The sequence below is a fragment of the Bradyrhizobium sp. SZCCHNR3119 genome, from assembly GCF_032487775.1.
Lineage (GTDB): Bacteria > Pseudomonadota > Alphaproteobacteria > Rhizobiales > Xanthobacteraceae > Bradyrhizobium.
Window position 1 is genome coordinate 1,797,030 of record NZ_JAUEUV010000001.1, and the last position, 22,431, is coordinate 1,819,460.

Annotated in this window: 20 protein-coding genes; 6 read left to right on the top strand and 14 right to left on the bottom strand. The window is 64.3% G+C overall.

Annotated elements, in window-relative coordinates; all coding sequences use genetic code 11:
- Positions 1-5: 5 nt before the first annotated feature.
- From QX034_RS08560 to cysG, 11 genes are all read right to left on the bottom strand, one after another.
- Entirely contained in the window at positions 6-1,184 is a 1,179-nt protein-coding gene (locus QX034_RS08560) for a patatin-like phospholipase family protein (protein ID WP_315702985.1), read from the bottom strand.
- 115 nt (positions 1,185-1,299) lie between these two features.
- Entirely contained in the window at positions 1,300-1,812 is a 513-nt protein-coding gene (locus QX034_RS08565; protein ID WP_315702984.1) for a CAP domain-containing protein, read from the bottom strand.
- Between the two features lie 394 nt (positions 1,813-2,206).
- Positions 2,207-3,241 (bottom strand): sulfate ABC transporter ATP-binding protein, encoded by a 1,035-nt coding sequence (locus QX034_RS08570; protein ID WP_315702983.1) that lies wholly within the window; start codon positions 3,239-3,241, stop codon positions 2,207-2,209.
- Complete coding sequence (gene cysW, locus QX034_RS08575) at positions 3,231-4,139, bottom strand: sulfate ABC transporter permease subunit CysW (protein WP_315702982.1); 909 nt, start codon at positions 4,137-4,139, stop codon at positions 3,231-3,233. Before cysW ends, QX034_RS08570 begins: the two co-directional genes overlap by 11 nt.
- Before the next feature lie 9 nt (positions 4,140-4,148).
- Positions 4,149-4,985, bottom strand: a complete 837-nt coding sequence (gene cysT / locus QX034_RS08580) for a sulfate ABC transporter permease subunit CysT (RefSeq protein WP_315702981.1) — start codon at positions 4,983-4,985, stop codon at positions 4,149-4,151.
- 34 nt (positions 4,986-5,019) lie between these two features.
- Positions 5,020-6,009, bottom strand: a complete 990-nt coding sequence (locus QX034_RS08585) for a sulfate ABC transporter substrate-binding protein (protein ID WP_316195312.1) — start codon at positions 6,007-6,009, stop codon at positions 5,020-5,022.
- A gap of 139 nt (positions 6,010-6,148) precedes the next feature.
- On the bottom strand, positions 6,149-6,874 hold the full coding sequence (locus QX034_RS08590; protein WP_315702979.1) for a phosphoadenylyl-sulfate reductase: 726 nt from the start codon (positions 6,872-6,874) through the stop codon (positions 6,149-6,151).
- Entirely contained in the window at positions 6,871-7,389 is a 519-nt protein-coding gene (locus QX034_RS08595; protein WP_315702978.1) for a DUF934 domain-containing protein, read from the bottom strand. The genes QX034_RS08590 and QX034_RS08595 overlap by 4 nt, the downstream gene beginning before the upstream one ends.
- Positions 7,376-9,031: a nitrite/sulfite reductase gene (locus QX034_RS08600; protein ID WP_315702977.1), complete on the bottom strand. Its 1,656-nt coding sequence runs from the start codon at positions 9,029-9,031 to the stop codon at positions 7,376-7,378. The genes QX034_RS08595 and QX034_RS08600 overlap by 14 nt, the downstream gene beginning before the upstream one ends.
- Positions 9,032-9,045: 14 nt before the next feature.
- Positions 9,046-9,369, bottom strand: a complete 324-nt coding sequence (locus tag QX034_RS08605) for a DUF2849 domain-containing protein (RefSeq protein WP_315702976.1) — start codon at positions 9,367-9,369, stop codon at positions 9,046-9,048.
- Positions 9,370-10,800, bottom strand: a complete 1,431-nt coding sequence (gene cysG, locus QX034_RS08610) for a siroheme synthase CysG (RefSeq protein WP_315728248.1) — start codon at positions 10,798-10,800, stop codon at positions 9,370-9,372.
- 214 nt (positions 10,801-11,014) lie between these two features.
- Here cysG and cysD point away from each other — a divergent pair, with 214 nt between their 5' ends.
- Entirely contained in the window at positions 11,015-11,839 is an 825-nt protein-coding gene (gene cysD / locus QX034_RS08615; RefSeq protein WP_315728344.1) for a sulfate adenylyltransferase subunit CysD, read from the top strand.
- A 15-nt stretch (positions 11,840-11,854) separates the two neighbouring features.
- Positions 11,855-13,759 (top strand): adenylyl-sulfate kinase, encoded by a 1,905-nt coding sequence (gene cysC / locus QX034_RS08620; protein ID WP_315743916.1) that lies wholly within the window; start codon positions 11,855-11,857, stop codon positions 13,757-13,759.
- Between the two features lie 165 nt (positions 13,760-13,924).
- On the opposite strand, the gene QX034_RS08625 is transcribed toward cysC, so the two are convergent.
- Positions 13,925-15,208 carry a cupin domain-containing protein gene (locus QX034_RS08625; RefSeq protein ID WP_315730247.1) on the bottom strand — a complete coding sequence of 428 codons (1,284 nt, stop codon included), beginning with the start codon at positions 15,206-15,208 and terminating at the stop codon, positions 13,925-13,927.
- Between the two features lie 239 nt (positions 15,209-15,447).
- Here QX034_RS08625 and QX034_RS08630 point away from each other — a divergent pair, with 239 nt between their 5' ends.
- Together QX034_RS08630 and QX034_RS08635 are read left to right on the top strand one after the other, a co-directional pair.
- The gene (locus QX034_RS08630) at positions 15,448-15,843 is read left to right on the top strand and encodes a TfoX/Sxy family protein (protein WP_315763672.1); all 396 of its coding nucleotides are present in this window, start codon (positions 15,448-15,450) and stop codon (positions 15,841-15,843) included.
- Positions 15,844-16,057: 214 nt separating this feature from the next.
- Positions 16,058-16,438, top strand: coding sequence for a nuclear transport factor 2 family protein (locus QX034_RS08635; RefSeq protein WP_315763825.1), 381 nt, complete (start codon positions 16,058-16,060; stop codon positions 16,436-16,438).
- A 68-nt stretch (positions 16,439-16,506) separates the two neighbouring features.
- Here QX034_RS08635 and QX034_RS08640 read toward each other — a convergent pair whose 3' ends face one another.
- On the bottom strand, positions 16,507-16,905 hold the full coding sequence (locus tag QX034_RS08640; protein ID WP_315702970.1) for a hypothetical protein: 399 nt from the start codon (positions 16,903-16,905) through the stop codon (positions 16,507-16,509).
- Positions 16,906-17,098: 193 nt separating this feature from the next.
- Here QX034_RS08640 and QX034_RS08645 point away from each other — a divergent pair, with 193 nt between their 5' ends.
- Positions 17,099-17,563: a hypothetical protein gene (locus QX034_RS08645; protein ID WP_315702969.1), complete on the top strand. Its 465-nt coding sequence runs from the start codon at positions 17,099-17,101 to the stop codon at positions 17,561-17,563.
- Between the two features lie 781 nt (positions 17,564-18,344).
- Here QX034_RS08645 and QX034_RS08650 read toward each other — a convergent pair.
- A complete protein-coding gene (locus QX034_RS08650; protein WP_315701243.1) occupies positions 18,345-19,445 on the bottom strand; it encodes an IS4 family transposase in 1,101 nt (366 codons plus the stop codon).
- A 770-nt stretch (positions 19,446-20,215) separates the two neighbouring features.
- Here QX034_RS08650 and QX034_RS08655 point away from each other — a divergent pair.
- On the top strand, positions 20,216-22,378 hold the full coding sequence (locus QX034_RS08655) for a malate synthase G (protein WP_315703195.1): 2,163 nt from the start codon (positions 20,216-20,218) through the stop codon (positions 22,376-22,378).
- Positions 22,379-22,431: the final 53 nt, after the last annotated feature.

Consider the following 22,431-nt stretch of genomic DNA (forward strand, 5'->3'; position numbering starts at 1 on the left):
TCGCTTCACTCCTTTTTGCTGGCAGCTAGATCGCCGTCATGCGTGAGATCGTAAGTGACCATGGTCTCGCCGGATTGCGGCCGCTCCAGCCACTCCTTGTGGCGCATCGACTGATGGACGTCGCGCACGCCGGCCTCCCAATGCTCGAGCATGGCGACATGGGAGAAATCGTAATCCTTCGACGAGGTCTCGTAGTTCTTGCTGCGGTAGATCAGGTGCACGACGGTGACGGTGTTCTCCTTCGCCGCCTGGCAGAGCAGCTCGAACGAGGGATCGTTCTTCAGATAATCCGGCAGCTTGGCATAGAGATCGCGCAGCGCTCTGCGCGTGTTGTGGATCATCCGGTTCTTATCGGTGTTCATCCGGGTGCGGCTGGAATAGCGGATATCCTTTTCGCGCTCGGCCGCATCCAAGAGCGTCTTCGGCAGGTCGCCGCGCGCGCTGAACAGATCGGCCTGGAAGATCAGAAGATCGCGATCGGTCTCGGCGTCCAGCACGTAGTCGAGCGGCGTATTGGAGGCGATGCCGCCATCCCAATAATATTCGCCCTCGATCTCGATCGCCGGAAAGCCCGGCGGCAGCGCGCCGGAGGCCATGATGTGCTCCGGCCCGATCAGCTTGCCGCGCTTCCTGAATTCGAAATTGTCGAAATAGACGAAATTGCCCGTGGTGATGCCGACCGCACCGACCGACAGCCTCGTCTTCAGATCGTTGATGCGATCGAAATCGACCAGCCGCTCCAGCGTCTTCTTCAGCGGCGCGGTGTCGTAATAGCTGATCTGCTCCGGGCGATTGGCCGGCCAGAGCTGCACCGGCGGGATGCGCGGGGTGAAGAAGCCCGGCACGCCGAAAGTCGCGATCAGTGCCGCGCTGGCTTCGTTGAACACCGAACGGTGGCGGTCGCCGTTGAGCAGCGGCTTCCACGGCACCGGCGCGGAGACCAGCTGCCAGAACTCCTTCAGCCGCTCGATGCGCTTGTCGCGCTCGTTGCCGGCGATGATCGCCGCATTCACCGCGCCGATCGAGATGCCGGCGATCCATTCCGGCTCGAAATCGAAGTGGCACAGCGCCTGATAGGCGCCGGCCTGGTAGGAACCCAGCGCGCCGCCGCCCTGGAGCACCAGGACACGTTGCGCTTCGGAGGGGGTGGCCGGCGGCGCCGGGAGACAATGATCGGTCGTCATTATCGTCCAAATATCAAAATGCACCGCAGCGTGGCGTCACTTCACAGTGACGTCAATCCCGCCCGCTCGGCAGACCGGGTTCGCCGATGCCGTCACGGAGCGGCCTACACGTCCTTTACGACGGCTGTTTGGTGTCGGGCGCGGCCAGGATCATGGTCCAGAACACCTTGTATTTGGTATTCGGCGCATAGCTCGCGGCAATGCCTATTTTTGTGACACCGCTCTTCAGCATATTGGCCCGATGCGGCGGCGAGTCGCGCCAGCCGGAAAAGGCCTCCGCCAGCGTATGGTAGCCGGCCGAGACGTTCTCGACCGCGACGGTCGCCTGGTAGCCGGCGCCGGTCAGACGCTTCGCCAATGGCGCGCGGACGTCATGATCGAGCTTGTTCTTCTCGGCCATGACCTGGGACTGGGATTCGGCGAGCCGCATCAGTTCCGGATCGACCTCGACCGCGGAAAGCCCGTTGTTCTGGCGATATTGCGAGATCATGGTCGCGGCAGCCGCAGCGTCCAGCCGGGCGCCGGCGGCGGCCATGTCGAGATACATCGACGGCGTCTGCACGACCGGGGTCTCGGCCGCGCAGCCTGCAAGCAGGAGCGCAATGAAGAATGCAGCAGCCAAACGCATCAATGAACCAATCCCTATCCCGACACGAGAGGCGGGTTGTTGCACATCAACCGTGGCTGAAAGGTGAATCGGCGGTAAGTTCCATCAGGACAATTAGAACCATTTCCAGAGCCATTTCGGCCGGCAACGCTTCGTCAACCATACGGCTGGCGCGGTCAAGCGTGTTGGGATGAAGTCGATCTGAAGAATTCGGTGTCGTCCCGGCCTTGCACTGGGACCCATACTCCGCGGCGACAACGGGCTCTCGGGAGTATGGGCCCCGGATCGGCGCCCAACAACGCTGCGCGTTGCCGGGCTTGTCCGGGGCGACACCCGTCTTGTTGGGAGCAGTCTCCAATCGCGCGCTACGCGATGAGAGCTCGAGCTCTACGTGCATCGGCGGGTGCACACACCGTCACGCCGCAAAGATCCGATACCGCCGCGGCTTCAGCCCGACCAACTCGCCGACCTTCAGCTCGCGGTCGCGCGGCGCATCGATCTCGATCGTCGCGCCCTCGTTCAGCGCGATCTCGGCACGCTGGACCGGGCCGAAGCTGCGCACATGGGTGACGGCGCCATGCAAGGCGCCGCTGCCGGCTGGCCCGATCTGCATATCGTGGCGGCGGACGAACAGGGTCGAGGCGCCCTGCGCCGCCCCATCGGCGGCGATGTCCAGCGGTCGGCCGTTGAGATTGACGTGGCCCCCGCTGATGTCCACCGGCAGCGCGATGGATTCGCCGATAAAGCCATGCACGAACGCGGTGGCAGGACTGTCGTAGACGTCCGTGGGGGAACCGACCTGCTCGATCCGCCCCTTGTCCATCACCACCACGCGATGCGCGACCTCCAGCGCCTCCTCCTGGTCGTGGGTGACGAAGATCGAGGTGACGTTGATCTCATGATGCAGCGAGCGCAGCCACTTCCGCAGCTCCTTGCGCACCTTGGCATCGAGAGCGCCGAAGGGTTCGTCGAGCAGGAGAATGCGCGGCTCGATCGCGAGTGCGCGCGCCAGCGCGATCCGCTGACGCTGGCCGCCCGACAGCTGGTTCGGATAGCGGTCCGCCAACCAGTCCAGCTGGACGAGGTCCAGCAATTCCTTGACCCGGCGGCGGATCTCGACCTCGCTCTTGCGAATCCTGCGCGGCTGCACCCGCAGGCCGAACGCCACGTTCTCGAACACCGTCATGTGCCGGAACAGCGCGTAGTGCTGAAACACGAAGCCGACATGGCGTTCGCCGGCACCGCGCTCCAGCGCATTCTCGCCATCGAACAGGATCTCGCCGGAGTCGGGCCATTCGAGACCGGCGATGATCCGCAGCAGCGTCGTCTTGCCGGAGCCGGACGGGCCGAGCAAGGCGAGCAGCTCGCCATCGGCGACCTTCAGATCGACGCCATCGAGCGCCCTGAACGTGCCGAACGTCTTGACGACGCCTCTCGCTTCAATGGTCACGCGGCGCCTCCCCGTCCAGTTGACGTTCAAGAATGGTCTTGGCGACCAGCGTGATCAGCGCGAGCATCGCCAGCAGCGAAGCGATCGCGAACGAGGCCACCATTTGATATTCGTTGTAAAGGATCTCGACCAGCAGCGGCATCGTATTGGTCTCGCCGCGAATATGGCCCGAGACGACCGATACGGCGCCGAACTCGCCCATCGCGCGCGCGTTGCAGAGCAGCACGCCATACAGCACGCCCCATTTGATGTTCGGCAAGGTGACGCGGAAGAAGGTCTGCAGGCCCGAGGCGCCGAGCGAGATCGCGGCCTCCTCTTCCTGGGTGCCCTGCTCCTGCATCAGCGGGATCAGCGCTCGCGCGACGAACGGAAAGGTGACGAAGACCGTGGCGAGCGCAATGCCGGGAAAGGCGAACAGGATCTGCAGATGATGCGCCTGCAGCCACGGGCCGAAGAAGCCTTGGGCGCCGAACAGGAGCACGAAGACGAGGCCCGAGATCACCGGACTGACCGAGAACGGCAGGTCGATCAGCGTAATCAGAACTGTCTTGCCGGGAAATTCGAACTTGGCGATCGCCCAGGCCGCCGCGAGGCCGCAGACCAGATTGGTTCCGACCGAGACCAGCGCCACCAGCAGGGTCAGCCGGATCGCGGACCAGGCCTCGGGGTCCGCGAGGGCAGCGATATAGGCGCGCATGCCCTTGGCGAACGCCTCCGCGAATACCACCACCAGCGGCAGCACCACGAAAATCGAGAGGAAGGCGATGGCGAGCGTCGTGATGACAATGCGGATCGCCCGCGGCTCGGTGCACGGGTCGCGGCGGGCGGCGTGCAATGCACGCACGCCTTGCGCTGGGGATGTCAGGCCCGTCTGTTGCAAGCTGATCTCGATGCTCATGGCGCGCCCCTAATTTACCGGTGCCCGGCTCTGCGTCCAGCGCTGCAGCCGGTTCACCGCAAGGATGATCAGGAAGGCGACCACGAGCATGACCACGGCGATGGCCGTGGCATCGGCATAACGGAATTCAGACAGCCGGATCACGATCAGGAGCGGCGCGATCTCGGACACGTTCGGCAGGTTGCCGGCGATGAAGATCACCGAGCCATATTCCCCGACGGCGCGGGCAAAGGCCAGCGCAAAGCCGGTCAACAGCGCCGGCGTCAGGCTGGGCAGGATCACCTTGGTGACGATGTGCCAACGGCTGGCGCCGAGGCTCGCCGCAGCCTCTTCGATCTCGGGATCGAGATCGATCAGCACCGGCTGCACCGTGCGCACGACGAAGGGGATGCCGATGAAGATCATGGCAACGAAGATGCCGAGCGGCGTGAACGCGACCTTGATGCCGAGCGCTGCCAGCGGCGCGCCGAGCCAGCCCTTCTGCGCAAACAACGAGGTCAGCGCCACGCCCGCCACCGCGGTGGGCAAGGCGAACGGCACGTCGACGATGGCGTCGAACAGCCGGCGGCCCGGAAAGCGATAACGCACCAACGCCCAGACGACGATCGTCCCCATGACCAGATTGACGCAAGCCGCGGCGAAAGCGAGCCCGAAGGAGACGCGCAGCGCGCTCAAGGTGCGGCGGCTGGTCACGATGCCCCAGAACTGTTCCAGGCTGAGGTCGGTCGAACGAATGAACAAACCAGCGAGCGGGATCAGGACGATGAGCGACAGCCAGGTCAGCGTCAGTCCCATGGTGAGACCGAAGCCCGGCAAGGTGCTGCGTCGTGGTGAAAGCGCGTTCAAGAAGCCACCAGGCTAAAGTTCCCTCGTCTCCCGATCAGTTCTTATAGATCTGATCGAACATGCCACCTTCCGCGAAGTGGTCTTTCTGCGCCTTGGTCCAGCCGCCGAACAATTCGTCGATGGTGAACAGCTCGACCTTGGCGAACTCATTCTCGTGCTGCTTGGCCACCTCCGGATCGCGCGGACGATAGGAATTGCGTGCGGCGATTTCCTGGCCTTCCTTCGTATACCAGTATTTCAGATAGGCTTCAGCGACTCCACGGGTGCCTTTCTTGTCGGCCACCTTGTCGACCACGGCAACCGGCGGCTCCGCCAGGACCGAGACCGAAGGGGCCACGATCTCGAACTTGTCCTTGCCGAACTCCTTGAGCGCCAGATAGGCCTCGTTCTCCCAGGCAAGCAGCACGTCACCGACCCCGCGCTCAACGAAGGTCACGGTGGCGCCGCGCGCGCCGGTGTCGAGCACCGGCACATGCTGGTACAGGTCGGCGACGAACTGCTTGGCCTTGTCGGCCGAGCCGTATTTCTTCAGCGCATAGCCCCAGGCCGCCAAGTAGTTCCAGCGCGCTCCACCCGAGGTCTTCGGATTGGGCGTGATGATTTCGACGCCCTTTTTCAGGAGGTCGTCCCAATCCTTGATCCCTTTCGGATTGCCCTTGCGAACCAGGAACACGATGGTCGAGGTGTAGGGCGACGAATTCTGCGGCAAGCGCTTCTGCCAGTCAGGCGCGATCAGGCCTTTGCCGGCAATCGCATCGATGTCGTAGGCGAGCGCGAGCGTGACGACATCGGCCTGGAGCCCATCGATGACGCTGCGCGCCTGCGCGCCCGAGCCGCCGTGCGACTGCTTGATCTCGACGCTCTTGCCGGTCTCTTTCTGATAGGCCGCAGCGAACGCCTTGTTGAACTCGACATAGAGCTCGCGGGTCGGATCGTAGGAGACATTGAGGAGCGTGATGTCGGCCGCGGAGGCCGAGCCCGCCCAGACCAAAGCCGCAACAACAGCGAGAAGATACCGCATCATCCAAGCTCTCCATTCCTACTACGATGGCCCAACTGGGCCGGCTACGCCACGTGCGAGCGCGTGGCGCAAGAGGCCGGATGTCGCGGCGCATGTCAACGAAACCGGATTTCCTTGTTGCCGTTCCGGCAGCGCGGTTGTGCTACGAACTAGTGACGGTGTGGATGCCGCATTCGGTCTTGGGTCGGCCGCGCCAACGCCCGGCCCGCGCATCCTCATCCGCCGACGTGCGGCTGGTGCATGGCATGCAGCCGACCGAACGGAATCCGGAGGCGACCAGCGGATGCGGCGGCAGCCTGGCCTCGGCATAGATCGAAGCGACCTCGTCCTGCGAGATATTGGCGAACGGATTGAACTTCAGCCGGCCGCCATCCTGTTCAACGACGGACATCGTCGCACGCACCCCACCCTGGAAGCGCTTGCGGCCATTGATCCAGGCATCGAAAGGCTTGAGCGCCCGTGCCAGCGGCTCGACCTTGCGGATGCGGCAACAGGCGTCGGGATCGGAGAACCACAGATCGTTGTCGGCATCCTGGCGCGCCAGGGCCTCGGCATCGGGCTTGATCGAGCGCACGTCGCGGAGGCCAAGACGCTCGATCAGCGTATCGCGATAGGCGAGCGTTTCCGCGAACAGATGTCCGGTGTCGAGGAAGACGACGGGGATCGCCGGATCGACGTCCGCCACGACCTTCAATAGCGCCGCCGACTCCGTGCCGAACGACGAGACCACCGCAAGCCGCTCGCGCCCCACCAGGTCGAGCGCGGCCGCGATCACCTCGCGCGGCGCAGCCGTGCGAAGCGCGGCGTCGAGCTTGCTTGCCGACGGCGCATCATCGGCGATCCGGTCAGGCGCGACATGGGCGTTCATAGGCCGGCGCTCTCCGAATGGCGCAGCTGCATGCGCTGATGCAGCGCGGACAGGCGGCCGTCGCCGGTCGGCTGATAGAACACCGAATAGCGCTTCACCGTCTCGGTGAAGGCCTCGGCATCCGCCTGCTTCTTGACTTCGAACGCATCGAAGCCGGCGCGCAGCATGAACACGAACTGATCGCGCAGCACCTGCCCCGTCGCGCGCAGCTCGCCGCGATAGGCATAACGCTCGCGCAGCAGCCGCGCCTGGCTGTAAGCGCGTCCGTCGCGGAAGGTCGGAAACACGAGCGCGATCACCGCTAGGCGGCCGAGATAGGGCACGAGATCGTCGACGTCGCGGTTGTTCGGCCAGAGCACGCCGAGCTTGCCGGCTGCGCGGGTCAGCAGGCCCTCGGGATCGCTGAGAAAACGCTTCGCCGTCACCAGCAGCGCGCCCTGCTCCGGCAGAGCCGCGTCGTCGGCCACATGGGCGAACGCATCACTGACGATTTTTCCGCCCTTAACGAGTGGCATAGACCCGCTCCCTGAATGGTTCGACGCCGAGCCGCTTCACCGTGTCGACGAACAGTTCGTCCGGATGTGCGCGCAGCGCCAGATAAGCTTCCACGATATCCTCGATCACATCGGCCACCTCGCCATAAGGCACGGCGGGTCCGATCAAGGTGCCGAGCACGGCCCCCTCGTCGGCACGGCCGCCGATCGTGATCTGATAGAACTCCTCGCCGTTCTTATCGACGCCGAGAATGCCGATATGGCCGACATGGTGATGGCCGCAGGCATTGATGCAGCCGGAGATGTTGATGTGCAGCCGGCCGATCAGGTTGGCGGTCTCATGATTGGCGAAGCGCCGGGTCAGTTCCTGCGCGATCGGGATCGAGCGCGCATTGGCGAGCGAGCAGTAGTCCAGCCCCGGGCAGGCGATGATGTCGGAGACCAGGTTGACGTTGGGGATCGCGAGCCCGACCTTGTCGAGCGCCTTCCACAGCGCCGGCAGATCGCGTTTCCGGACATGCGGCAGCGCCAGGTTCTGCTCATGGCCGACGCGGATCTCGCCGAACGAATATGTGTCGGCTATCTCGGCCAGCGCATCCATCTGCTCGGCGGTGGCGTCGCCCGGAGGGCCGCCGACCGGCTTCAGCGAGATGGTGACGATGGCATAGCCCTGCACCTTGTGCGGAAACACCGAGTTCTTGCGCCAGGCCTCGAATTTCTGGTCATGCGCGGCCTGCTTCAGCTCGTCCGGCATGTGCGGCAGGCTCTCATAGGCCGGGTAGAAGAAGCGGGAGCGGATGTCCTCGATGATGTCGTCGTCGAGTTTCAGCACGCCGTCGCGGATCTGCTGCCACTCCTCCTCGACCTCGGCTGCGAATTTCTCGACGCCGAGCTCATGCACCAGGATCTTGATGCGCGCCTTGTAGATGTTGTCGCGGCGGCCGTACTGGTTGTAGACGCGCAGGATCGCCTCGAGATAGCTCAGGATGTCGTGGCCATGGACGAATGGCTTGACGGTCTTGGCGATGAAGGGCGAGCGGCCGAGGCCGCCGCCGACCATCACCTCGAAGCCGGTCTCGCCTTGCGCATTCTTGATCAGCTTCAAGCCGACGTCGTGGATCTTGATCGCGGCACGATCATGCTCGGAGGCCGTGATCGCGATCTTGAACTTGCGCGGCAGGAACGAGAATTCCGGATGCAGCGTGGTGAACTGGCGCAAGAGCTCGGCCCAGACGCGGGGGTCCTCGACCTCGCCGGGCGCCACGCCCGCCCACTGGTCGGCGGTGACGTTGCGCAGATTGTTGCCCGAGGTCTGCATCGACTGGATGCCGACTTCGGCGAGATCGGCCATCGCATCCGGCAGCTCGGCGAGCTTGATCCAGTTGAACTGGATGTTCTGACGCGTCGTGAAATGGCCATAGCCGCGGTCGTAGCGCCGCGCCACATAAGCGAGCCGCCGCAGCTGGTTCGACGCCAGCGTGCCGTAGGGAATGGCGATGCGGTACATATAGGCGTGCAGCTGCAGATAGACGCCGTTCTGCAGCCGCAGCATCTTGAACTCGTCCTCGGTGAGCTCGCCCGAGAGGCGGCGCCTCACCTGATCGCGGAATTCCGCGACGCGCTCATTGACCAGCGTGCGGTCGATTTCGTCGTAAGCATACATGCGAAAGAAACCTCTTAGACCTGGGCGGCCTGCGCCGGGAGCGTGATGGTGGCGCCCTTCAGGCGGATATGTTCGCGCAGATTGCCGGGTTTGATCGCGCCGTCGTCCTCGATCTCGACCGGGGCGATATAGGGACCGACCGCGCCAACGTCATCGGCGACGGCTTCGACGAGCAGCGCGCGCGCATCATTGACGGTGCGGACGATCGCAGCCTTGGCAAGATCGGTCGACCACTCCTTCGACGCGGTCCGCCAGATCACGGCGCCGTCAGAGGTCCGGTTCGCGGTGACCACCGACGGGCCGGCGATCTTGATCTTCTGTTCGAGCGGAGATGTCATTCAGGCAGGTTCCAGGATGTGCGCGATGACGCGGCTGAGGTTTTGCTGACGCCATGGCGCGGAATGCGCGACCACGTCGCCGATGATGAGGATGGCGGGGCCGCCATCGATCTTGCGAATGAGATCCGGCAATTGCCCGAGCGTGCCGACAGCAGCCTGGGCATCGGGCCGCGTCACCTTGGCGAACACGCCGACCGGCGTCTCCGGCGAGCGCCCCGCCGCAAGCAGCCCGGCGCACACCGAGGGCGCCGCGGTCATGCCCATATAGACCACGACGGTCATTTCGGTGTCGGTCAGCGCCGACCAATCGACGGCTTCGGCGTCGCGGGTCTTGTGCGCGGTGAGGAAGGTGATGCGGCGCGCCTTCTCGCGGAAGGTCAGCGGCACCTCGAAATGCGCGGCAGCCCCTAGCCCTGCGGTGATGCCGGGCACGATCGTGTAGGACACGCCGGCGGCGCGCAGCGCATCGACCTCTTCGCCGCCGCGGCCGAACACATAGGCATCGCCGCCCTTCAAGCGGACCGCGCGCTTGCCCGCGCGCGCCGCCTCGATCAATAGCTTGTTGACGGCGGCCTGGCCGATGCCGGGCTTGCCGATGCGGCGGCCGACCGGCACGCGCGCGGCGTCGCGGCGGATGCGGTCCAGGATTTCCGGCGTGACCAGTTCGTCATAGTAGACGACATCGGCGTCCTGCAGCGCGCGGAGCGCCTTGATGGTGAGAAGGTCGGGATCGCCCGGCCCCGCACCGACCAGCGTGACATGACCTTGGCCGCGGCCGGCCTCATCGGCGCCGGCGTAAGCTGCGGGATCGCCGATGCCATGCAGCGCGGCTTCAGCCTCCGCCTTGCGGCCGCTCAGCACCAACGCGCCGATCGGGCCATCGACGACGCGCTCCCAGAACCGACGGCGCAGCGGCATCTCGCCGATGCGCGCATTGATCGTCCTTCTGAACTCACCGATGAAGGTGGCGAGATCGCCGATCCGCGCCGGCAGCACCGCCTCGATGGTCTCGCGCATCCGCCGCGCCACCACCGGCGAGGCGCCGCCGGTGCCGATCGCCACCACCACATCGCCGCGATCGACGATCGCCGGAAAGATGAAGGTCGATTGCGCGAGGTCATCCATCACGTTGACGGGCAAGCCAAGCGTCTTCGCACGCAGCGCCATCGCCACGCCGACATCGCCGGCGCCGGCGCAGAACACGGCGATGGCGCCCGCAAGCTCCGCCTCGAGCGGATCGCCGCTGGCGAATTCGATCTGCTTGTCAGGATCGCGCAGGCCGCCGAGATCATGCGCACCGTCGGTCGAGAACCAGCTGATCCGCGCGCCGGCCGCCAGCAGCACCCGCAGCTTGGCATGCGCCAGCTCCCCCGCGCCGACGAGCAGCACGGGGCCGGTCTTCAGATCGAGAAACACCGGCAGATATTGCATTGCGTCCTAGCGTTTCGACTCTTCGGGGTTGACTGGAATTTTTTCCTATATAAGTGTCCGGCACCGGCGGTAAAGAGAAAAATATTTTTCACTCCTTTCCGCGTCGGCCATAGAATTTTCGTCTCGGTAGGCCAGGACTCGCAGCATGCACGTTCTCGACAACGATTTCGCAAAAGACAAGCTGGCCGCCTCAGAGGTCATTCAAGCATCTTCCATGCCGCGCATTCTCGAAACGGCGCCGAGCATGGACCATCTCGACGCGCTCGAAGCGCAGAGCATCTACATTCTCCGCGAGGCGTTTGCACGGCTGAAAAAGCTGGCGCTGCTGTGGTCGCTCGGCAAGGACTCCAACGTGATGATCTGGCTGGCGCGCAAGGCCTTCTTCGGCCGGGTGCCGTTCCCCTGCCTGCACGTCGATACGGGCAAGAAATTCCCGGAGATGTACGCGTTCCGCGACACTTACGCCAAGGAATGGGGGCTCGATCTCAAACTGGAGCCTTGCCCCCCGATCGAGGCGGTCGATCCGACGCTGCCGCCGGCGGCACGTTCTGCCGCACGCAAGACCGAAGGCCTGAAACTCGCGCTGGCCAAATACGGCTTCGACGGGCTGATCGCCGGCATCCGCCGCGACGAGGAGGCAACGCGCGCCAAGGAGCGCGTGTTCTCGCCGCGCGGGGCCGAGGGCCATTGGGACGTGCGCGACCAGCCGCCGGAGTTCTGGGACCATTTCAACGCCTCGCCGCCGCCGGGCGCGCATTTGCGCATCCATCCGATCCTGCATTGGACCGAGGCCGACATCTGGGCCTACACGGCGCGGGAGAACATCCCGATCATCCCGCTCTATCTGGCCAAAAACGGCAAGCGCTATCGCTCGCTCGGTGATCAGGACATCACGTTTCCGGTCGCCTCCACCGCCACGAGCATTCCGGAGATCCTGGTCGAACTGGAAAACACCAAGGTGCCGGAGCGTGCCGGCCGCGCGCTCGACCACGAGACCGAAGACGCCTTCGAGCGGCTGCGCGTCGCCGGCTATCTGTGATCGGGGGCTGAAATCATGAACATGATGGTCTCCGCCACGCCGAACGGCACCACGCGCCCGCAAGTGCGCATCGTCATCGTCGGCCATGTCGATCACGGCAAGTCCACCCTGGTCGGCCGGCTCTTGCATGAGACCGGCAGCCTGCCCGAAGGCAAGCTGGAGATGCTGAAGGCCGTCAGCGCCCGGCGCGGCATGCCGTTCGAGTGGTCGTTCCTGCTCGATGCGCTGCAGACCGAGCGCGACCAGGGCATCACCATCGACACCACGCAGATCCGCTTCCGCACCAATGCGCGCGATGTCGTGCTGATCGACGCGCCCGGCCATGCCGAGTTCCTGCGCAACATGATCACCGGCGCCTCGCAGGCCGACGGCGCGGTGCTGATCATCGATGCGCTGGAAGGCGTGCGCGACCAGACCCGCCGCCACGGCTATCTGTTGCACCTGCTCGGCGTCCGCCAGGTCGCCGTGGTCGTCAACAAGATGGACCGCGTGGATTTCTCGGCCGCTCGCTTCAACGAGATCAAGGACGAGATCTCGGCGCATCTGTCCGGCCTCGGCGTCAAGCCCGCGGCGGTGATTCCGATCTCCGCGCGCGACGGCGACGGCGTCGCAGTGAGGACCTCGCGCATCGGCTGGTACAAGGGCCCGACCGTGGTCGAGGCGCTCGATGCGCTGGAGCCGGCGCGGCCGCTGGAAAGCCTGGCCCTGCGCCTGCCGGTGCAGGCGATCTACAAATTCGACGACCGCCGCATCGTCGCCGGGCGCATTGAGTCCGGCCAGCTGCAGGCCGGCGACGAGATCGTGATCATGCCGGCCGGCAAGATCGCCAAGATCCGCACCGTCGAAGGCTGGCCGGCGACGCCGCTGACCGGGCCGCAGGGTGCCGGACGTTCGGTCGGTGTCACGCTCGACCGCGAGCTGTTCATCGAACGCGGCGACGTCATCGCTCATGTCGGCAAGGAGCCGCAGGCGACGCGGCGGCTGCACGCACGAATCTTCTGGCTGCACGATGCGCCCCTCAAGAAGGGCGATGGCATCGTGGTGCGGCTCGGCACCCGGGAGACGCGCGCGAGCGTGGTCGCGATCGAGAAGGCGATCGATCCCGGCGCGCTGGCGAGCGAGGAGACCGCCGCGATCGCGCGCAACCATGTCGGCGAGATCGAGATCGCGCTGGCGCAGCCGGTCGCGGCCGATCCCACCGCCGAGAATCCGCGCACCGGACGATTGGTGATCGAGGTCAATGGCCGCATCGCCGGCGGTGGTCTCGTGCTGTCGGCCGATGCTGCCAGGCGCGCGGCCCCCGTCGACATCGTGCCGGTGGAATCGGCGCTGCAACCGCAGGAGCGCGCCGAGCGTCACCGCCACAAGGGCGCGGTGGTCTGGCTCACGGGCCTGCCCGGTGCCGGCAAATCGACCCTGGCGCGCGCGCTGGAGCGGCGCCTGTTCACCCGCGGCGGCGCGCCGATCCTGCTCGACGGCGACACGCTGCGCGCCGGCCTCAACAAGGATCTCGGCTTCACGCCGGAGGATCGCGCGGAGAACATCCGCCGCCTCGCCGAGGTCGCGACCCACCTGGCGCGCAACGGCCACATCGCGATCGTGGCTGCGGTGTCGCCCGCGCGCGAGGACCGCTCCGCGGCCCGCCGCGTCGCCGGCGATCTGTTCCGCGAGGTCTATGTCGCCACGCCTGCCGAGGTGTGCGAAAGCCGCGACCCCAAGGGCCATTACGCCAAGGCGCGCGCCGGCGCGCTCAAGGGCTTCACCGGCATCGGCAACGACTACGAGCCGCCGACGGACGCCGAACTCGTGCTCGACACCTCGACCCGCTCTGTGGTCGAGGCCACTGACGCCATCGAACGGCTGCTGGCGGCGACCAGCGTGCTGTTCGACGACATCGCGGATCTCGCCGCGAATATTTGATGTGTGATTTCAATCGCCCGTAACGCCCTCCGCCGTCATCGCCCGCGAAAGCGGGCGATCCAGTATTCCAGAGGCGCTCATGCTCGACCGAGAAGCCGCGGCGCACTGGATGCCCCGCCTTCGCGGGGCATGACGCCGCCAGCTTAGCGATCGCAAAATCGAACGTCATCCCGGAACGATTGCCGTATTGGCTTTCGGGATCGCCTGCAGCGTCTGCTGCGAGATGCCGAGATGCTGCGTGACCAGCTCGGGCGGAATGTGCGTGAGCCACTGGTTGAGCGAGATGTCCTGATAGTGCGAGGTCTTGAACATCTCGAGAAACACCAGATCGGTGTCGCCGGTGTTTTCGATGTAATGCCCGAGCGTCTGCGGGATGTAGCCGACGTCACCGGGATTGAAGTCGGCGGTGCGGGCCTCGGCGCGATTGAAGAACACCGTCATGCGGCCTTTGCCCGCGATGTAGTACTGCCATTCGTTGGCGTTCGGATGCCAATGAAGCTCGCGCATGCCGCCCGGCTTCACGGTGACATGCGCCATCGCGATGTTCTGTGACGCCGCGAAGTTCGTGGAATCGACGATCCGCACCTCGCCGCTGCGGTCGGACTTCTGCGGCTGCATCCGCATCATCCGGAAATCGAAGGTCTGCGTGCTGCGCTGCCCGGAATTGATCGCGGCGCTGCGGTCCTGCTCCAAGCCGCCGGGAACGGCGGCCTGGAAGATGTAGCGGCCTTCCTGGGGAATGGTCTTGAACGAGGCCAGCGCGCTCTCGGGCACGCTCCAATTCTTCGCGACGACATCGGGCGGCGTATGGATCATCCAGTCCGACAGCAGCGTGGTGTTGTCCTCGGAGAACTTGCCGTCATCGAACACCAGCAGAAATTCGCAGCCGTCGGGACCAAGCCCCTGCAGCGAGTGCGGCACCCCGGTCGGGAAGTACCAGAGATCGCCCGCGCTCACGTCATCCACGAAGGTGCCGCCGTCGACATCGACCGCCGTGATGCGGCAATTGCCATACAGCATGATCGCCCATTCATCGGCCTCGTGCCAGTGCAGCTCGCGGATGCCGCCGGCAGTCAGGCGCATGTTGACGCCGGCAATGTCCTTGGAGATCGGGAAATCATTGACGTTCACCTGTCGCGACCAGCCGCCGTCCTGGATGCGCCGGTGCATCATCGAGAACGAGCTCCAGAAGGTCGGCGGCAGCGCGTGATCGGTCGGGGGCGGCGAAACGCTGTTCGGGAAGAGCTGCTGCAGGGTGCGGTTCTGCGGCCCCGGATCGCTGGCGCTGCGCTGCTGCTCCGAGCCTTGCGCATTGACCTGCGCCACGGCGCGCTCACTGGCCAGCGCGCCGGCCACCGCGGCGGTCGAAGCGCCGAGGAAGTTACGCCGCGAGAACAGATGCTTGAGCGCCGAGCGGGCGCTCAAGACAGAAAAGGGCTGAGAGGACATGGGAACGTCTCCACTTCCGGCCCTGCTTGAACAGCGCGAGCGGGGGAACGTTCCTGCAATGTCTTGCCAAGCGTCTTCAAATCTTCGGGGATTTGCGGCGTGCGTCGGACGAAACACGCTTGAGCGGGCGCTCTGGCGACAATCGGACGGCCCATCGTGCGGCCGATCTGAGCTGGCTATTCTCAATTGATCGAATTCACGAAAAGGAGAAAGATCGAGCAGCATGAGATGGTCCCGCCATGAGAGAGACCGTGATGGTCGCAAGCGCCAGCTTTTCGGAGTTCCTGCGCGAACAATTCGCTACCCTCGGGCCGCTCACGTTTCGCCGCATGTTCGGCAAGACAGGCGTCTTCTGCGACGGCGTCATGCTGGCTATGGTGACCGAAGATACCCTCTACTTCCGGGTGGACGAGAGCAACAAGCCGATCTTCGAGGAGGCAGCGGCGTTCCCGCCGCTCAACTATAGCAAGGGCGGACGCAGCATCGACCTGGCCTTTTGGCGCGCACCGGAACGGCTGTTCGATGAGCCTGACGAATTCGTGGTGTGGGCGCGCGCGGCGCTCGCGGCAGCGCATCGTGTCGCGGCGCGAGCCGGACGCGACAGCGAAAGACGTTCGCCAAGGCCGCAGGCGTAAGAGCGACAAGCGGCAACGGATCAAGCCCCGGCGGGTCAACACGCGCGGTTCGTAGGGTGGGCAAAGGCACGAAGCGCCGTGCCCACCGTACCGAGTTCGACAACAAGCATGGTGGGCACGCTTCGCTTTACCCACCCTACGTGCTTACGGGACAAGCGGCTGTGGGCCGATAGCCGTTGTTTCAGAGAAGCTCGAAACAGAGCGGGAGCTTGAGATGGATGATCGAACCATGCGAGCAGCGCTCGCGCGTCATTGGGACGCTTCGGACGCGAGCGATTTCGAGACCGAACATGAAATTTACCACGACGATGCCGTGCTGGATTATCCGCAATCGGGCGAGCGCATCCGTGGCCGGCGTAATATCCAGGAGAGCCGAACCGTCCAGCCGAACAAGAAGCGCTTCCAGGTCCGACGCATGATCGGCGACGGCAATCTCTGGGTCACCGAGTTTGTCCTCACCTATGACGGCAGGCCGTCCTACACGGTCAGCATCATGGAATTCCGCGACGGACTGGTGACTCACGAAACGCAATATTTCGCCGACCCGTTCGAGCCCGCGACCTCGCGCGCGCATCTCGTTGAGCGGCAGACATAGGTTCGTAGGGTGAGCAAAGGCGCGGAACGCCGTGGCACGCTTCGCTTTGCCCACCCTACGAGACTGGTTCAAATCGAACCATTCAGCCCGACGGACAGATAGCCCTCGATATCAGGCCCGGCCGGGTTTGCCAGCACGTGATCAAGCCACGCCTGCCGCTCGAACGCCTGGACCGCCAGCTCCCAGACGCAGGGACCGTAATGCTCTGCGCTGACATCGGTGAAACGGGTCGGATCGGCAAGCGGCGCTCGGAAGTGATGGTGGCGCAGGATGTCACAATCTTCCCAGCGGTCGATCAGCAGCCACACGCCGGCTTGACCGACATGGATGATAAGGAAGCCAATATTCGTGTCCACGTCGGTTTCGGGCAACTCCCGAAGGACCGACGCGCTCGTGTCCCAGGCGGCTTCATTAATATCCGCAAAAGGTGATGCGGCATCGCTGGCTCTGATCACGTTGATCTTCACGCGCCATCTTCCGCAGGTCCGCGCTCCCAGAAACCAGCATGAGCGCGATCGATACTGGTAATCCGCCAGGCGTTGAAGATGCGGCATTACGCTTACTCCATCCTACGTACCCGAGGCATCCAAGACCACTTCCACGCGCGTTTATGGCCGGTATATTAACATGCATTGGCGGGATCGGATGCGGACATAGCCGATGTGGAAGGCGCTTTGGAAGAAGTGGACCATCGATAAGCCTGCCCTCTTTGGGGACTGGCTATGGGATGTTTTCGTCGTACAGCTCGCCGCCTTCTTGGATCGGCTGACGCTAAGGCGGATCGTCGCTTTCATCCCGGTCCTCATTCTGATTTTGGCTTACTATCACAGGATCCCGATTCCGCCCGAACTGATGCTGGTCGGCGATATCCTGGCCTATATCGACGTCTTTTCGGTCCTGCTCCTGCTCGGCATCCTGAGCCGTGTCACCACGATCTTGTTCGTCATCAGGCAGGCGACCGCACGGATCGCGAGATTGACGCAGAGTTTAACCGCAACCGTCGGACGGCTGGATATCCGGCATCGGCGCGAGCACGGCACGAGATCTCGGCAACGTTTGCCTGATCGCGCCAGCAATGACAGCGATGACGGACCAATCATGACGGATGGTCTCGCTTGGGCCTAGTTCGTAGGGTGGACAAAGGCGCGCAGCGCCGTACCCACGCCTTCAACCTGGACGAAGACGCTGGGCACGCTTCCTGCGTTACAAGCGCGAGACATGGCCTGCTTCACCGTCACCCGAAGCGATGCGCCGGCATCGAACCCGGAATGACGGCGATTTTGACGCAGTAAGACTAATTTCGGCTGCAACATCAACGCATCATTGGTTCCAGCCCCTTACGCAAGATATTTCTATTTCTTTTTTTCAGAAATTGTGCTTATACTCCGCCATCCCGCCTCGATGAGAGGGGCGCCTCGCGATCGTCACGAGCGTTGGGTGCGGGATGCGGTGGGCGCGTCGGGCTGCAGCGTGATCATTCACGCAGACGGACGATCCGATGCGCACGGCGAAGTCGTGTGGTCCTGGCATCCCGGTGCTGATGTCCGCGCAACGCGTCAGCGTTGTCGCGAAAACGGGGGCAATCAAGCCGGTCCCCGGGGAGATCACGTATAAGCCGTAAAGCCATCGCGCAGGGAAGGCCGGTTGTCCGGCTCGTACCTGTGGTGACTGCCGCCTGCATTCTTTTCTGCAGGCGGGCCATGGGTGCGGTCAGCACCCGGCCTTCCCCATAGGCGTTAAGGTAGCGCGAGCATCGATTGATACTTGCGTTTTCGAGGAGGCTCGCGAAGGTGGCGCCCCAACGCGCGTTTTCTGCGGCGCAAGCAACGGATGGTTGGTTGTGGAATGATTGCTTGCAGCAAGGATGCAACGAGCTGCTGCAGGACCCGCCAAGCGCCAGGCGTCGTTAAGCGGCCTGCGTCCAGTGGGGAGAGTCCTCGAAGTCGCTGGCAAGCGGCTCGAGCAACAGGATGATCAGGAGGTGGGCCAGCAGGTAGGGCTTGGCAGAGCGCGGATCGGTTCCTGGCGGCGTCTTGAGGCCAATCAGACTCTTCAGTCGCTTGAACCCAAGCTCGATCCGCCATCGCAATCGATAGAGCGCAAGCACATCTTTGGTGGAGAACTCGTCCCGCGCGAGCGACGTGATCAGAATGACCCAATCCGCAGCCTCCAAAGTTTCTTTGGAGATGATGCGGTTTTCATCTTTTGCGTCTTGCCGGGCTTTACGCCGAGAAGCAGCAGCCGCACCGGTGGGCTTCTTGATTGCGACCAGACGCATAGCCAGAGGCGCGCCGCCCTTGCGCTTGATCCAAATCTCCCGATCGACCAGTCCGCGCGCCTTCGCGGCACGCAATTGGGCCATCAGATCGAACGGAAGGCCTTTGGCGTCAAGCCAACGTGCGTTCTTCCAGCCCGCTCGGATCAAAACGTCGGCCCCGGCTTCGCGGACGGCCGCAATGCGGTCAGGTTGCAGATAAGCGCGGTCAGCAATGCGGATCTCGTTCTTGACCACTGGTATCCGGTCAAACGTTTCGCCCTCTTGCTGATCTGTCAGCTCGAAGTGACCAAAGCGCTCATAGGGCAGATCAAATGCGCTATGAACGCGCCAAAGCTCACTGTTCTTGCGCGCAGCCGGTCCCGCCTGAGGCACTGTCGTCGCATCGATGATGCGGATCAGGCGGCCTTGGCTCGCCTTCGGAGCTGCCGCAGCGAGCAAGCCCTCCACCAGCACCGCAAACCAATCACCACATTGACGCAGCCGATAGAACAACGCCACGCTGGTGAGGTCGGCAAGGCCAACAGAAGCCGCCCATGCGGCTGTCGATCTCAGCCCTCTTTCACCCAAACAATAGGCCAGCATCAGCCGAAGTAACGTCACCGCATCTGGAATCTGCCGCCGACGCGCGAAGGCCTTCGTCTGGCGCGCAGTTTTCTCGAGCTGCGCAGCCCCGCCCAGCTGCGCAACCACTCTCGTCCAGTCCTCGTTCAGGAGCGATTCGTCTGCCATCCCCTGTTCGAATCACGGCGGATTCCAACACTCAAGCATAAACTTAACGCCTATGCGGCCTTCCCTGCGCCCTCGCTTCCGAAGAGGGCGATTGTTCGCAAAGCTCGGACGCGAAGCGCGCCGCGAGAACGCGGACGCTCATCCCGATAAGCTGTTTGAGACGTTGAGTAGAAAGATGCCAAGCGCGCACTGCCCCCCTCCCCTGGAGGGGGAGGGGGGCCTCGCAACGAGCGAAGCGAGATGTGAGGCGGGGTGGGGTGATCTCTCCACGTCCGCAGCGATTTGTGAGTTCACCCCACCCCGTCGCGCCTCGCTGCGCGGCGCGCGCCGATCCTCCCTCTCCAGGGGAGGGCGGAAGCTGGCCATCCGCGCTGTGCCGGGGCCACTAAGACGTGGATGGCCGGCCACACACTCGACCGGCGATCCAGTATTGCAGAGACAATTGTGACCCTGCCGAGAAGCCGCGGCTTGCTGGATCCCCGCATTCGCGGGGATGACACCGTTTATGACGCTTCTTCTGACGCTTCCGAAAATGGCAAGCATGACGATGCCCGGACCCGACCGAGCGTGCGGCCAACGGTAAAAGGCGCGGCCGGCCTGAAGGCGAGACCCGGAGCAGGTCATGGCCGCCGCGGCATATGGCCCCTTCGCCCTGCCCCCCTTCCGCTTGCCCGGCTTTGACGCTAAATGGCGTCCCGAGCCGCATTTTCGGCAGTAATTGCCCCAATCGGCGCGCAACGCCGCGCCTCTCAGAGAGAAACGTTCGGATGATGAACCGCATCGACGCCCACGGACTGAAGATCGCCCCCGTCCTTTACGATTTCATCGCCAAGGAGGCTGCGCCCAAGACCGGGATCGACGCCGACGCGTTCTGGGCCGGCCTCGCCGCCATCATCCGCGACCTCGCCCCGAAGAACCGCGAGCTGCTCGCCTTCCGCGATGCCTTGCAGGCCAAGATCGACGCCTGGCATCTCGCCGACAAGGGCAAGGCGTTCGACCTCAACGCCTACACCGCCTTCCTGAAGGAGATCGGCTATCTCCAGCCGGAGCCGGCCACGCACAAGGTCGAGACCGCAAATGTGGACGAGGAGATCGGCAAGATCTGCGGGCCGCAGCTGGTCGTGCCGCTGACCAATGCGCGCTATGCGCTGAATGCCGCGAATGCGCGCTGGGGCTCGCTCTACGACGCCTTCTACGGCACCGATGCGATCCCGCACGATCCGAGCGCGACGGGCAAGGGCTATAACAAGGCGCGCGGCGACAAGGTGATCGCCAAGGCCAAGGCCTTCCTTGATGCCGCAGTGCCGCTCGCCACCGGCAGCCACACCGACGTGACGTCCTACAGCGTGATCGCCGGCCAGCTCTCGGCCAAGCTGAAGAGCGGCAACGCCACGGCGCTGAAGACCCCGGCGCAGTTCGCCGGCTATCAGGGCGATGCCGCCGCGCCCTCCGCGATCCTGCTCGTCAACAACGGCCTGCATATTGACGTGCAGATCAACCGCAACAATCCGATCGGGAAGGACGATCCGGCCGGGGTCGCCGACATGATCATGGAGGCCGCGGTCTCCACCATCCTCGACATGGAGGACTCGGTCGCCGCCGTCGATGCCGAGGACAAGGTGCTGGTCTATCGCAACACGCTCGGCCTGATGAACGGGACGCTGGCGGCCGATTTCGAGAAGGGCGGCAAGACGCTGACGCGCTCGCTGCACACCGACCGCAGCTACACCACGCCCGACGGCAAGACGCTGACCCTGCACGGCCGCAGCCTGCTGCTGATCCGCAATTGCGGGCATCACATGTTCACCGACGCCGTGCTGGACGCCAAGGGCGAGGAGGTGCCCGAGGGCATTCTCGATGCCGCCGTCACCGGGCTTCTTGCACTCCATGACCTCAAGGGTCTTTCGAAGCTCAAGAACAGCCGCACCGGCTCGATCTACATCGTCAAGCCGAAGATGCACGGCCCCGACGAGGTCGCCTTCGCCGTCGCGCTGTTCGGCCGGGTCGAGAAGCTGCTCGGCCTGCCGGAGGACACGATGAAGATCGGCATCATGGACGAGGAGCGCCGCACCACGGTCAACCTCAAGGCCTGCATTCAGCAGGCCTCCAAGCGCATCATGTTCATCAATACCGGCTTCCTCGACCGCACCGGCGACGAGATCCACACCTCGATGGAAGCGGGCCCGATGATCCGCAAGAACGAGATGAAGGCGCAGCCCTGGATCAAGGCCTATGAGGACTGGAACGTCGACATGGGCCTGATCGATGGCCTGCCGGGACACGCCCAGATCGGCAAGGGCATGTGGGCCGCGCCCGACAAGATGGCCGACATGCTGGCGCAGAAGATCGGCCACCCGCAGGCCGGCGCCACCACGGCCTGGGTGCCGTCGCCGACCGCGGCGACGCTGCACGCTTTGCACTACCACCAGGTCAACGTGCAGGCGCGGCAGCAGGAGCTCGCGAAGGGCGGCCCGCGTGGGAAGCTCTCCGACATCCTCACCATTCCGGTGTCGCAGTCGAACTGGGCGCCCGACGACGTGCGCCAGGAGATCGACAACAACTGCCAGGGTATTCTCGGCTACGTCGTGCGCTGGATCGACCAGGGCGTCGGTTGCTCCAAGGTGCCCGACATCCACGATGTCGGCCTGATGGAAGACCGCGCCACCTTGCGCATCTCCAGCCAGCATCTCGCCAACTGGCTGCACCACGGCGTCGTCACCGAGGCGCAGGTGATGGAATCGCTGAAGCGGATGGCGGAAGTGGTCGACAAGCAGAATGCCGGCGATCCGCTCTACCAGCCGATGGCGCCCGCCTTCGACGGCGTCGCCTTCAAGGCCGCCTGCGACCTCGTCTTCAAGGGGCGCACGCAGCCGAACGGCTACACCGAATACATCCTGACCGCGCGGCGCCGCGAGGCCAAGGCGTCAGCATAAGCAGCGAAAGCCCCGGCGCTCACCGGGGCTTTTTCTTCGGTCGAATCGCAACC

Coding starts and splice junctions, on each gene's coding strand:
- QX034_RS08560 (WP_315702985.1), bottom strand. CDS start 1,184: ATGACGACCGATCATTGTCTCCCGGCGCCGCCGGCCACCCCCTCCGAA.
- QX034_RS08565 (WP_315702984.1), bottom strand. CDS start 1,812: ATGCGTTTGGCTGCTGCATTCTTCATTGCGCTCCTGCTTGCAGGCTGC.
- cysW (WP_315702982.1), bottom strand. CDS start 4,139: ATGAGCATCGAGATCAGCTTGCAACAGACGGGCCTGACATCCCCAGCG.
- QX034_RS08585 (WP_316195312.1), bottom strand. CDS start 6,009: ATGATGCGGTATCTTCTCGCTGTTGTTGCGGCTTTGGTCTGGGCGGGC.
- QX034_RS08590 (WP_315702979.1), bottom strand. CDS start 6,874: ATGAACGCCCATGTCGCGCCTGACCGGATCGCCGATGATGCGCCGTCG.
- QX034_RS08595 (WP_315702978.1), bottom strand. CDS start 7,389: ATGCCACTCGTTAAGGGCGGAAAAATCGTCAGTGATGCGTTCGCCCAT.
- QX034_RS08600 (WP_315702977.1), bottom strand. CDS start 9,031: ATGTATGCTTACGACGAAATCGACCGCACGCTGGTCAATGAGCGCGTC.
- QX034_RS08605 (WP_315702976.1), bottom strand. CDS start 9,369: ATGACATCTCCGCTCGAACAGAAGATCAAGATCGCCGGCCCGTCGGTG.
- cysG (WP_315728248.1), bottom strand. CDS start 10,800: ATGCAATATCTGCCGGTGTTTCTCGATCTGAAGACCGGCCCCGTGCTG.
- cysD (WP_315728344.1), top strand. CDS start 11,015: ATGCCGCGCATTCTCGAAACGGCGCCGAGCATGGACCATCTCGACGCG.
- cysC (WP_315743916.1), top strand. CDS start 11,855: ATGAACATGATGGTCTCCGCCACGCCGAACGGCACCACGCGCCCGCAA.
- QX034_RS08625 (WP_315730247.1), bottom strand. CDS start 15,208: ATGTCCTCTCAGCCCTTTTCTGTCTTGAGCGCCCGCTCGGCGCTCAAG.
- QX034_RS08630 (WP_315763672.1), top strand. CDS start 15,448: ATGAGAGAGACCGTGATGGTCGCAAGCGCCAGCTTTTCGGAGTTCCTG.
- QX034_RS08635 (WP_315763825.1), top strand. CDS start 16,058: ATGGATGATCGAACCATGCGAGCAGCGCTCGCGCGTCATTGGGACGCT.
- QX034_RS08645 (WP_315702969.1), top strand. CDS start 17,099: ATGTGGAAGGCGCTTTGGAAGAAGTGGACCATCGATAAGCCTGCCCTC.
- QX034_RS08650 (WP_315701243.1), bottom strand. CDS start 19,445: ATGGCAGACGAATCGCTCCTGAACGAGGACTGGACGAGAGTGGTTGCG.
- QX034_RS08655 (WP_315703195.1), top strand. CDS start 20,216: ATGAACCGCATCGACGCCCACGGACTGAAGATCGCCCCCGTCCTTTAC.